The organism is Caballeronia mineralivorans PML1(12) (genome assembly GCF_001028175.1).
Lineage (GTDB): Bacteria > Pseudomonadota > Gammaproteobacteria > Burkholderiales > Burkholderiaceae > Caballeronia > Caballeronia mineralivorans.
The window spans coordinates 1-11,058 of sequence record NZ_AEJF01000252.1; the positions used below are offsets into that span (position 1 = coordinate 1).

11 protein-coding genes are annotated in these 11,058 nt (G+C 63.8%); 6 read left to right on the top strand and 5 right to left on the bottom strand.

Translation table 11 applies throughout. From position 1 onward, the window contains the following. From EOS_RS41260 to surE, 6 genes are all read left to right on the top strand, one after another. Positions 1-717: SDR family oxidoreductase (locus EOS_RS41260; RefSeq protein WP_047898013.1), on the top strand; the 717-nt coding region annotated here is incomplete at its 5' end. Positions 718-719: 2 nt separating this feature from the next. Further along, positions 720-1,625 carry a MaoC family dehydratase gene (locus EOS_RS41265; RefSeq protein WP_047898014.1) on the top strand — a complete coding sequence of 302 codons (906 nt, stop codon included), beginning with the start codon at positions 720-722 and terminating at the stop codon, positions 1,623-1,625. Positions 1,626-1,686: 61 nt separating this feature from the next. Next, complete coding sequence (locus EOS_RS41270; protein ID WP_047898015.1) at positions 1,687-3,003, top strand: acetyl-CoA C-acetyltransferase; 1,317 nt, start codon at positions 1,687-1,689, stop codon at positions 3,001-3,003. A gap of 172 nt (positions 3,004-3,175) precedes the next feature. After that, entirely contained in the window at positions 3,176-4,174 is a 999-nt protein-coding gene (locus EOS_RS41275) for a DUF1571 domain-containing protein (RefSeq protein WP_082163730.1), read from the top strand. Between the two features lie 177 nt (positions 4,175-4,351). Next, the gene (locus tag EOS_RS41280; protein WP_047898016.1) at positions 4,352-4,591 is read left to right on the top strand and encodes a hypothetical protein; all 240 of its coding nucleotides are present in this window, start codon (positions 4,352-4,354) and stop codon (positions 4,589-4,591) included. Between the two features lie 133 nt (positions 4,592-4,724). Next, the gene (gene surE, locus EOS_RS41285) at positions 4,725-5,522 is read left to right on the top strand and encodes a 5'/3'-nucleotidase SurE (protein WP_407639227.1); all 798 of its coding nucleotides are present in this window, start codon (positions 4,725-4,727) and stop codon (positions 5,520-5,522) included. A 56-nt stretch (positions 5,523-5,578) separates the two neighbouring features. On the opposite strand, the gene EOS_RS41290 is transcribed toward surE, so the two are convergent. From EOS_RS41290 to EOS_RS41310, 5 genes are all read right to left on the bottom strand, one after another. After that, positions 5,579-6,970 carry a sigma 54-interacting transcriptional regulator gene (locus EOS_RS41290; RefSeq protein ID WP_047898018.1) on the bottom strand — a complete coding sequence of 464 codons (1,392 nt, stop codon included), beginning with the start codon at positions 6,968-6,970 and terminating at the stop codon, positions 5,579-5,581. Positions 6,971-7,041: 71 nt separating this feature from the next. Beyond that, the gene (locus EOS_RS41295) at positions 7,042-8,838 is read right to left on the bottom strand and encodes a TadG family pilus assembly protein (RefSeq protein ID WP_047898019.1); all 1,797 of its coding nucleotides are present in this window, start codon (positions 8,836-8,838) and stop codon (positions 7,042-7,044) included. A gap of 1 nt (position 8,839) precedes the next feature. After that, positions 8,840-9,274 carry a DUF3613 domain-containing protein gene (locus EOS_RS41300; RefSeq protein ID WP_075645495.1) on the bottom strand — a complete coding sequence of 145 codons (435 nt, stop codon included), beginning with the start codon at positions 9,272-9,274 and terminating at the stop codon, positions 8,840-8,842. An 11-nt stretch (positions 9,275-9,285) separates the two neighbouring features. After that, positions 9,286-10,206, bottom strand: coding sequence for a tetratricopeptide repeat protein (locus tag EOS_RS41305; protein WP_053064252.1), 921 nt, complete (start codon positions 10,204-10,206; stop codon positions 9,286-9,288). A 20-nt stretch (positions 10,207-10,226) separates the two neighbouring features. After that, on the bottom strand, positions 10,227-11,058 hold an 832-nt coding region (locus tag EOS_RS41310; protein WP_047898020.1), incomplete at its 5' end, for a type II secretion system F family protein.

Genomic DNA, 11,058 nt, shown 5'->3' on the forward strand with positions numbered 1-11,058 from the left:
CAGGGTATCGGCGCGGCGATTGCGCAAGTGCTGGCCGAACGCGGCGCACATGTGATCGGGCTCGATGTCTCTCAAGCGCAGGACGCGCTCGACCAGACCATGCTCGCGCTTGAAGACGCGTGGCCGTCGCAAGGGGCGCACACGGCGCTCGTCGCGGACATCGCCGCCCCTGAAGCGCCCGCGACCATCGCGGCCGCGCTGCTGGCAATGGGCGGTATCGATATCGTCGTGCACAACGCCGGCATTACGCGCGACAAGACCATCGCGAAGATGACCGAAGCCGCGTGGGACAGCGTGATCGACGTGAACCTCTCGGCGCAGGAACGTATCGACGACTTGCTGCTCGATCGGGACGTGCTGCATGAGGGCGGCCGGATCGTCGGGGTATCGTCGATCAGCGGCATTGCGGGCAACCTCGGCCAAACCAACTACGCGACGTCGAAGGCCGGCGTGATCGGCCGCGTGCAGAGCATGGCGAAACCACTGCGCGCTCGCGGCATCACGATTAACGCGGTCGCACCGGGGTTCATCGAAACACAGATGACCGCGCGGATTCCGCTCGGGCTTCGCGAAGCCGGACGACGCATGAATTCGATGAGCCAGGGGGGCCACCCCGTGGATGTGGCCGAGACTATCGCGTGGCTCGCCAGCCCGGCGTGCGCCGGTATCACCGGTAACGTGGTGCGCGTGTGCGGACAAAGCCTGATCGGAGCATGACCATGAGCATGCTGCTTCCCTCAGGCTCGCCACGCATGCGCACGGTGATCCTGGAAACCTTGCCGCCCCGGGCAAAACTCTACGGCCGTGCGCTGCAGGGCATTTTCAAGCGCGCGGGCGTTGCCACAGAATTACCGCCGCTGCGCCTCGTGCGCCCGAGCGTCGCGCTCGATCCCGAACAGATCGGCCGCTATGCGCGCGTGTGCGGTTTTATCCCAGAGCACGGCGTGCCGGTCACGTTTCCCCACGTGATGGCGTTTCCCCTGCATCTGATGCTACTCACCGATCCCGCGTTTCCGTGGCCTGCCATCGGCCTCGTGCATGTGTCGAACAGCGTGCACTTGCGGCGCACGCTGCACGCAGGACAGGCGCTGCGGATCGAGGTGGAAAGCGGTCCGCTCGTGGCTCACGACAAAGGCCAGGCGTTCACGCTGCATACGCGCATCTATCGCGGCGGCGAAGCGGTCTGGGACGCGGACAGTGTGTATCTGAAGCGCGGTGTCGCAAGCCGCAGTGGTGCTTCCCTTGCCGCCACCGATACCCCGCCGCCCGTGCTGCTTCGCGAAGCACGCTGGCAGCTTCCCGCGCAACTCGGCCGCGACTATGCAAAAGCATCCGGCGACTTCAACCCTATCCACCTGCATGCACTGTCGGCGAAAGCGTTCGGTTTTCCGCGCGCGATCGCGCACGGCATGTGGACGCTCGCACGCACGCTCGCGGCGTTGCAACCGTCGAAGCAACTCGGCGCCGCTCATGTGCACGGTGACTTCAAGTCGCCCATTTTCCTGCCCGCCGAAACCACGCTGTGGACCGCGGCTTCATCGGCAACGGCACGCGACTTCGAAGTGCGTGATCTCGCCGGTGAAAGGCAGCATCTGCGCGGCCGATTCGAGTGGGAATTCCCATGATTCAGGCCTTGGACAAACTCGGCCTCAAAGCGCCCGCCGTATCCCTCGACGAGACCTCATCATGACTGTGAGCGCCCTTCCCGCCGTGCGTCGCGTGGCGATCCTCGGCAGTAACCGGATTCCGTTTGCGCGCTCCAACACGGCGTATTCGACGGCATCGAATCAGGACATGCTGACGTTCACGCTGCAGGGCCTGATCGATCGATATGACCTGCATGGCCTGCGTCTCGGTGAAGTCGCGGCGGGCGCGGTGATCAAGCATTCACGCGACTTCAATCTCACGCGCGAGGCGTTGCTGTCCACGACCCTCGCCCGGGAAACGCCCGCCTACGATGTCAGCCAGGCGTGCGGGACAGGCCTTGAAACCGCGATCCTGGTCGCGAACAAGATCGCACTCGGACAGATCGATGCGGGCATTGCAGGCGGCGTGGACACGACGTCCGACGCGCCTGTCGGCGTGAACGAACGGATGCGCAAGATCCTGCTCGAAGCGAACCGCGGCAAATCCACGGCGCAGCGTTTGAGCGCGCTCGTAAAGCTGCGGCCCGACATGTTGGTCAAACCCATGCTGCCGCGTAACAGCGAACCCCGCACCGGCCTTTCGATGGGTGAACACTGCGAGCTGATGGCCAAGCGCTGGAAGATATCGCGCGAGGCGCAGGACGAGCTTGCGCTCGACAGTCATCGCAAGCTGGCGGCCGCGTATGAGCGCGGTTTCTTCAACGACCTGATGACGCCGTACAAAGGTCTTTCACGCGACAACATCCTGCGCCCGGACCTCACGTCCGAGCGGCTCGCCGCGCTGAAACCGGTCTTCGACCGCGACGCCGGCACGCTCACGGCCGGCAATTCCACGCCGCTCACCGATGGGGCCTCGGCGGTCTTGCTGGCATCGGAGGAATGGGCGGCCGCGCGCAACCTGCCCGTGCTCGCTTATCTCACGCTCTCGGCGAGCGCGGCCGTCGATTTCTTCGACAAGAAAGAAGGCCTCCTGATGGCGCCCGCTTACGCCGTGCCGCGTTTGCTCGAACGCGCCGGACTGGCCCTGCCGGACTTCGATTTCTACGAGATCCACGAAGCATTCGCGGCGCAAGTGCTGTGCACGCTCGCGGCCTGGGAAGACGAGGAATACTGCCGCACGCAACTCGGGCTGGACAGCCCATTCGGGTCAATCGAGCGAGCCCGCATGAACATCAACGGCGGGTCGCTGGCTACGGGGCACCCGTTCGCCGCGACCGGCGGCCGGATCGTGGGAACGCTGGCCAAGATGCTCGCACAAGAGCCCGCCCCGGCGCCCGGCGATACCCGCACGCGCCGCGGCCTGATCTCCATCTGCGCGGCGGGCGGACAGGGCGTCGTGGCGATCCTCGAGCGCTGACGGCGGCCCGCGAGCCGAGCAGGTCTTGTCGACAATTCGCGCCTGAAGATAAAGTGCCCCACCCCGGAATTTCCGGTCTCCGTGATCCGTTCTAAGACAAGGAAAGATTTCGGCCGTGAACTGCGCGACGCGAAAGCAGCCAAAGCAGAACCAACGGATCACGGAGAACTTCATGCATCGAGCACGACAGCGCCGCCAAAACCACAAGCGGATCCGCGTAGTTGCGTGCGTCAGGAACCTGCTGGGCGTTGTTGCACTGGTAGCCATCGCCGTGCCCGCCACCTTGCGCGCACAAGAAGCAGTCAGCACCGACACGGTGGCGCTGCCCACGTCCGCCGCTACGTCAGCAGCAGGTCCGGCGCTCTCCGTCAGCGCAACGAGCGCGCCGCCGAAGACGCCCGCGGAGCAGGTCGGCACACTCCCGCTCGATGCCCAGGTCCGCTGGCTGAGCCACGCCGCGCTGAGCGGCATGCTTGCCGACATGAGCGACGCCGCGCTCGTGTCGCTGTTCAAATCGCTTGATCCGCTCGCGCTGCCGCGCTATTTGAAAAATGGTCCCAACGGTTATCCGTCGTACGAGTTCACTATGCTGCGGCGTGAGCGCATCCACGACAGATGGCCGGATCGGGCCGACCACATGCTGGTGCGCGTGACGCGCAACCCGCTGCGGGTCTATGCAAAATGGTTGCCCGACGGTGCACACGCGGGCCAGGAAGTTCTCTACGACGAGACCGAGCGTCCCGACGAAATGTACGGACATCTGGGCGGATTTCTGAATGTCATGGCGATGTGGACGTCACTCGACGGTTCGCTCGCGCGCTCGCAATCGCGGCATTCAGTGCGCGATCTCGGTACCGAATTCATCACGCAGCAATTCCTGGCCGAAGGCAAGAAATTCGCCGAAGCCGGGGTCACGCGCGCCAACGCCATCGAGGTGAAAACCATCGATGGTGCGCGCGTGGTCGCCTTCACTTACGAAACCCCTGGACAGCCCGATTTCTACGCCAAGAAAGAAATACTGGGCCTGGACCTGAGGCGGCCCTATTTCCGGACGGCGGAATCCTTCGACAACGCCGGCAAGATTTTCGAAAGCATCGTGTTCCAGAACATCGCCCCGAAAACATTTGACGACGCCGCGTTCAACCCGAAGAACCCTGCTTACAGTTTCTAGGCAAATGCCGGAATGTTTTCAGGGCGGGTTCATGCGTGGCTTTCAGAGCGTTTTAAGTTTCGCCTAAGACTTGATCGGTACCCTGCCCCAACTTCATCGACACTTCATGCGCTGCCGCGTGGTGCGGTCGAACCGCTACACGACATCCAGACTAAGTTTTAACGAAAGGAGTTCGTCATGAACCTCCGCAACGCATCGGCTCCTGTGCGGGCCATCAAACGATTACTGAGCCACCACGAAATCGCGACGCTGCTGTTGCTGCTGCACGCGCCGATCGACGTGATGGCCGCTACCCCGGACGTTGCCTCGCTGAGCGAATACGGCTACGTCGAGATGGTGTCGCCCACGCCGGGTGAGGCCAAGTTCCGGCTGACCGAAGACGGTAATGCGGTGCTGCGCGGGCTAGGCATTAAGTAAACCCCGGAGTAGATATCGCCACGCAGATCGCGAACGCGGTTCGCGACATCGCCGATTTACCGCGTTACCCCGCACGACAATCTCTGGAATAATCGATTGGCTGATGTTTCCCCCAATCGAAAGGAGATTTGCAATGCCCTCTGCAATGCCCGCATCCCGGCCCAGACTTGCGCGCGTCCTGCTAACCAACGACGACGGCATTGACGCACCCGGCCTCGCCGTACTCGCAGCCGTCGCCGCCGAACTCGCGGACGAAGTGTGGGTCGTCGCCCCCGAGCATGACCAGAGCGGCACCTCGCATTCCATCAGTTTGCATTCGCCATTACGCGTAAGCCAGCACAGCAAGTACCGCTTCGGCGTGCTCGGCACACCCGGCGACTGCGTGGTCATGGCCGTGCGCCATCTGATGAAAGACGCACCGCCCACGCTCGTGCTCTCAGGGATCAACCGCGGCGGCAACCTCGGCGTGGAGACCATGTTTTCCGGCACCGTCGGTGCAGCCATGACCGGCTTGTTGCTCGGTTTGCCATCCATTGCATTGAGCCAGACCTTCAGTGACCGCGACAACGTGCGCTGGGACACCGCGCGCGCACTCGCGCCCAATGTGATCCGCTCGCTCCTCGCCATCGCGCACGACGCGCCGACCTGCCTCAACGTGAATTTCCCCGATATCGACGCCGCTTTGGCAGGCCCGCTGACACCGACGCGTCAAGGCGTAGGACTGGTGGAAGGTATCGACGTCCTGCCGCAAACCGATCCGCGTGGCCTGCAATATCACTGGCTGAGTTTCCAGCGTGGTCCGCGGGAGAACGCGGCCGACAGCGAGACGGCGGTGGTGGCGTCAGGCCGGGTGTCGGTGACGCCGCTGCATTTCGAACGCACCGACGAACGCACGTTCGCTGCGCTGACGCAGGCGCTGGCGCTGGCGTAAGCGAGGGAACTCCCGCGGCAAAAGCGTTGGCCTTGCCGCGGTCCATGCGCAACGTTCTAATCCGCTACACGCGTTTCAGGTTCTTCATCGAAGATCTGGAACTTGCGCATCTTCTCCCACAACACCTTGCGGCTGATACCCAGATGACTCGCCGTATCCTGACGCCGCCAGCCGTTCGCCTCGAGCGCAGCCAGTACGCGGTTGCGCTCGTTCATGTCCCACTTGCTGCGATCGACGAGCACTTCCGCGCTCAGTTCCGGCGGCACCGGCTGCGAGGTGCGGGCGAGCGTAAGCAAGCGCTGCAGCCGCGCGGTATCCCACGATCCCACTTGTCGCACTGTCACGCCTATGCGCTCCGCCAGATTGCGCAACTCACGCACGTTGCCGGGGAAATAGCTATCGGCGACGGCATCGGCTAGCCAGTACGGCAACTCGGGCAAGCTCGCAAGCTTCTCCTGCCCCACCACCTGCGCGATGAACGACTTGAACAACGCAATCTTGTCGAGCGCGCCCCGTTCCTCCAGCGACGGAATCTTCAACTCGATCACGGCCAGCCGATAGTAAAGATCCGCGCGAAAGTCGCCGTTCTTCACGAGTTGCGGCAGGCTCTTGTTGGTCGCGGCGACCAGCCTGAAATCCACCTTGACCGGCGTAGCCGAACCGATCCGCGTGACCGCACTGTCTTCCAGCACGCGCAACAATTTGACCTGCTGATAGAGCGGCATATCGCCGATTTCATCGAGAAACAGCGTGCCGCCGTCGGCTTGTTCGAAGTAGCCTTTGTGCGCGATCACCGCACCGGTGAACGAGCCTTTCGCGTGACCGAAGAACAGCGATTCGAACAGGCCATCGGGAATCGCGCCGCAATTGACAGGCACGAACGGCCCTTCGGAATACCGCTTGTGATGCTCGTGCAGCATCTGCGCAATGCGCTCCTTGCCTACGCCGGTTTCGCCGTGCACGAGCACGCTGGTGTCGCAATCGGCGAAGGTCGTCACTTCGCGCAGCAACGCCTGCATGCACTCGGCATTTGCGATCAGTGCGCTCGATTCCTCGACCTGTTCGCCGTGCGCGCGTAGTTGTTGCGCGAGCTTGGCCACCATCCGGCGCAATTCCGCACCGGTGAAATCGAGTGGCAGGATATGCGAGTAGTCGGTGGGGAAAACGGTTGTGTCGCGCTCACGCGGCGCCGCGCCCACCCAGATGACCGGCATGCCGCGATGCGCTTCCCAATCACGCAATGCGAACGCGCCCGTGTCGATCACGCTCACGCTCACAATGGCGATCGCCTGGCGCTGGGAGTCCTGCCCGGCGGCAATCGACATGCCGTCGGCGCGGATCACGTCGACTTCAAAACTCGACATGCAGCGCACCACCTGCTCGACGATATCCGCCTTGCCTTCCCACACGTAAATATCGAGGTCGTCGATTTTTGTCGTTGGTCTCATTGCTCGAGTCTCATGGCTTGCGTTCGTTACCGTGTTAACGGCGCCGGCGGGTCGCGGGTTCAGTCATCCATTCAATACTGAAGCTGCGACTGGCCGCACGTCAGCGATATATCGTGAACCGTGCTCACGCCGATCTGTGCGCCGAGGAGTTGCAGCACCGGCACGAGGATCAGGTCGAGCGCGTTGAGTAGCGGTGTGAGTACGCTCACGAGCGTACTCACCACCCAGGCCACGACTGTCTGAAGTGGCAGCAACAGCCCTAAACCCAATACAGATGCCGTCAAACCGTTAGGTTGCGAGATCGATGCGGCGAGCCCGGCAAGCGCGTTACTCAGCACATGGCCCGCTGCGTTCGAGTTCACGCTCTGGTAGTCGTCCGCGTTACCCGCGATGCCGTCGAAAGTGAGCGTCGATGCGCTGCCCGCGGGAACGACGGCAGGCACCGCTGCCAAGGTCGTAATCTTCAGCAGCGATAGACTCGGAATCAACGGCACTGGCACGTTGACGAGCGTTGCAGGCTGTGTGCAACTGAACGCGGTTGACGCCGCCGGTATGTTCACCGGCCAATCGCCCACACACACGTTGGCGAGACCCGGTTGCACGCCGACCACGCTATTGCTTGCGGCCGCGGTCGAGGCGCATTTGGTGGACTGCAACCAGGCCGTGCCGGGCGCGACTTCAAGCGAGATCGGCAGGCTCAGTAGTGGCGTGACGCCCAACAACGTCGACACGATCGGCAGCGACAGCCCGCCACCCACGCTGATGCTCAGATAGGCCCGCACCTGTGCCGTGTGCGCGAGCGTCCGCCATGCGCCCGCCGGCGTCTTCCCTGCTTCGCCCACAGCCAACACGGGCGGCTGGATCACCTGCAATTGCAACGAGGCGGTCGCCAGCCCAAGAAGATTCAGGTTCGTCGATAGACTCACGGCGGACTTGCCTGCCTGCGCGATTTCGGCAACCACAAACAGTGCATCGAACGGGCTGATGGTCGCTTTCAGCGCAGACTGGGTATCGGCGAATCCGACTTGCAGCAGGCCCGTTGCGCCGTTCACCGCACCGATTGCAATGGTCTGCGAACCGGGAATATTTGCGTTCACGACGGCCTGCAGAGTATCGAGTGCCACCGACAGATTCGCGTTCGCCACGTGCGTGGTCTGCAACGCGGTCAGCATGAGTCTCACGATCTGCGCGGCCGTGAGGTTCAGCGCGAGCAATTGGCTGACCGTCCCCACGCCCGCTGCCGCGACAAGATCGCCCACCTGGATACGCGATTGCGCCAGACCCGCGTAACCCACCGCCGAGATCTGCAACGAGCTGATATTGGTCCCGAGCATCGCGTTCAGCAGACCGGTAATGACCGTCGGGTCGATGCTTGCCGTCGTCGTGCCGATGGTGAACGCGCCCACGTTGACCGCTTGAGCAAGTCCCGTCGCGCTGACCACGCGCCCTGCCCCCAGGAAGAAATAGGGAACTTGCCGCGATACCGTCACCTGCACCGCGTTACTCGGCGTAGCCGACGCCGCAAAATAACTAGGCGCTGCGTAAAGCGTCGGGTCAAAGCGCCCGCATGACGTCGTGATGGTGTTGCCTGCCACCGACGTGCTGAAGCCATTTGCGCCCGCGCTGCCGATCGCCGTGGCGGGGGCACGCGAGCAGGTATCGTCGACGACCTGTGCGCCCGCGTTCGCCGCCAGGTCCGCCACGCTCTGCAATACGCGACGCTGATAAAACACGTTACCTACATCGATAGCGGCAAGCGCCGCGACCGCTACCAGAAGCCAGAACACCGCCAACACGCTCGCCACACCGCGCTGGCCCTTACGGCCACGCGATGCCATCCTGCCCGGCGATGTCGGCAGCCGGTTCATATCAGTTCTGACCTCCACCGCCTGCACCGCCGCCGACCGTACCCACCGACGAATCCAGATGCTCAGGAATCGGGTGATTGAAGGACTTCAGATAGCGCGCATACGCGGCGCTCGCTTCCGCGCCGAGCATCGGCTGCGCCGGTGCCGCCATCTGGCCGCTTCGTTGCAACGCAAGCAGCGACAGCGTGGCGTCACCGATCAGCGTGACATGACGGGTGACGGCTACTGTCTTGAGCGGAACCCCCGGCTGCGGTGGCGCCTTCGCTTGCTCCTGCGCCTGTACCGCGAACGGTTCAGCCTGCGACGTCAGTGGCGTCTGTGTCTGCGTCTGTGCCGCCGCGCTCGCGGCAAGTGCCATCGACCCTAACGCGACGATCAATCCCGCCGCCAAACCGGTCACACCACCCCTCCCCCGCATCGTTCGATATTCGTTCATGGTTCTTCCCCTCACCGTGCAATCACTTGCGGTTGTTTGGCCGACATCGCGCCGGATCGATCGAACGTCTCGGTCAACGGCAATTGCGCGTTGAGCAGCGAGTCGACGGTCTGGACCGTCTGTGGCGCGCGCGCTGCCGGAACACGCGCACGCTCGGACGTCGCCGCCGCAACCTCAGCGACGCGCGCGTGCGAGACCTGTGCCGCGGCCGCCGCGACACGCTGCGCATCCGTGCGGATCGCCTGCTGCACCTCCGGCGAAAACTTCTGCTGCACGATCAGCCCCTGCGCCGCGGCAGGCTGACCGTCGGCGAGCAGGAACAGCGCGACGTTGCTCAGGATCTTCGGGTTGTCCTGCGCCAGCTCGGCCGCTTTCATCAGCGGTACGCGCGCGCCCGTCACATCGCCGAGACGCAAACGCGCGTAACCGAGATCGGAGAGCGTGAGGGCGTCGGTCGGCTCCAGGCGCGAAGCGGTATCGAAAGCTTCGGATGCCTTAGCGAACTCGCCCGCAGCGCCTGCGAGCAAACCGAGCCCGCGATATCCTCGCGCCACTAGCGGCGTACTCAGCAACTTCGTGTAAGCGTCGGCGCTGCTCTGCGCCTGGCCGGTCTGACGCAAGGCATCGGCGCGCAGCAGCGTCGTGTCGGGCGTCGCGCCATACTGCTTTTCGTACGCGTCGATATGCGCAAGCGACGCGTAAAACAAACCCTGCGCCTGCATCCGGTCGATCAGCGCGAGATACATGCCGGGCGTATCGGGTGCGTCCTGTTTATGCTGCGACTGCTGTAGCGCGGCTTCACGCTCCGCCTGTACGCCGACGCCATAACCGCTTTCCATCTTCGACGCACAGCCGCCCAGCGCCGCCAAGGCGGTACAGGCAAGCACCAGGACAACAGCGTGCAGGCGACTTTCGATTGCGATCGGTTTCATGGCTTTGCTCTCTTCAACGTCTATCGGTGCAACGCGGACAGCGAATGGAACACTGCGATAAACCCCGGACCGGCCGTCATGATCAACAGCGCGGGCAGCAAGGTCACGACCATCACGCCGGTCATCTTCACGGTCAGTGCGCCGATCCGTTCACGCAAGGTCGCGCGGCGCGATTCGCGCAAACGGTCGCCGAACTGGCGCAGCGGTTCCTGCACGGCGCCGCCGTGTTTGTCGACCTGGACCACAAGTCGCATCACGGCATTCAGGTCGTCGCTTTCGTAGCTGGTCGCGAGCCGGCTGAGCGACTGCTCGCGCGTCCGTCCGGTGCTGAACTGCCTGTGGGCAAGCGCCAGTTCCTTCGAGAGCACGGGCAACACGGTTGCGAAGTCATTGATCATCACTTGCAAGCTCTGATCGAGCGACAGGCCGACGCCCTGCAGCAAACGCAGCAAATCGACGAACATCGGCAGCTCGCTGGCGACCGAGCGCTGACGCGCTTTCGCCCTGCGACGCACGAACCACTTCGGCAGCATGAAGCCGAAGCCGAAGGCGCCGACCATCCACATGGCAAGGCGAGGTTCGCCGCCGTACAACCCAAGCACGAGCAGCGGCAGCAGCAATGCGCAGCCGATCCGCGCAGCGAAGAAACGCGCGCGCGCGTTGGCGTCGAGGAAGCCGCATCGATCCAGCAAGCGCCGGTCTTCGGGCGCCACGACGATCGCCCCGAACGGCGTGTCCAGCCAGCCCGCAGCGGCACGGCTGAGCGTATCGGCGAGGCGTAACAGGCGCCCGCTCCTCGCACGCCCTCGTCCGGTAACGCCCGCGTCCTTCGCGTCCGCTGTCTGCCTCGGC

Coding starts and splice junctions, on each gene's coding strand:
- surE (WP_407639227.1), top strand. CDS start 4,725: ATGCCCTCTGCAATGCCCGCATCCCGGCCCAGACTTGCGCGCGTCCTG.
- EOS_RS41280 (WP_047898016.1), top strand. CDS start 4,352: ATGAACCTCCGCAACGCATCGGCTCCTGTGCGGGCCATCAAACGATTA.
- EOS_RS41305 (WP_053064252.1), bottom strand. CDS start 10,206: ATGAAACCGATCGCAATCGAAAGTCGCCTGCACGCTGTTGTCCTGGTG.
- EOS_RS41295 (WP_047898019.1), bottom strand. CDS start 8,838: ATGAACCGGCTGCCGACATCGCCGGGCAGGATGGCATCGCGTGGCCGT.
- EOS_RS41300 (WP_075645495.1), bottom strand. CDS start 9,274: ATGAACGAATATCGAACGATGCGGGGGAGGGGTGGTGTGACCGGTTTG.
- EOS_RS41270 (WP_047898015.1), top strand. CDS start 1,687: ATGACTGTGAGCGCCCTTCCCGCCGTGCGTCGCGTGGCGATCCTCGGC.
- EOS_RS41265 (WP_047898014.1), top strand. CDS start 720: ATGAGCATGCTGCTTCCCTCAGGCTCGCCACGCATGCGCACGGTGATC.
- EOS_RS41275 (WP_082163730.1), top strand. CDS start 3,176: ATGCATCGAGCACGACAGCGCCGCCAAAACCACAAGCGGATCCGCGTA.
- EOS_RS41290 (WP_047898018.1), bottom strand. CDS start 6,970: ATGAGACCAACGACAAAAATCGACGACCTCGATATTTACGTGTGGGAA.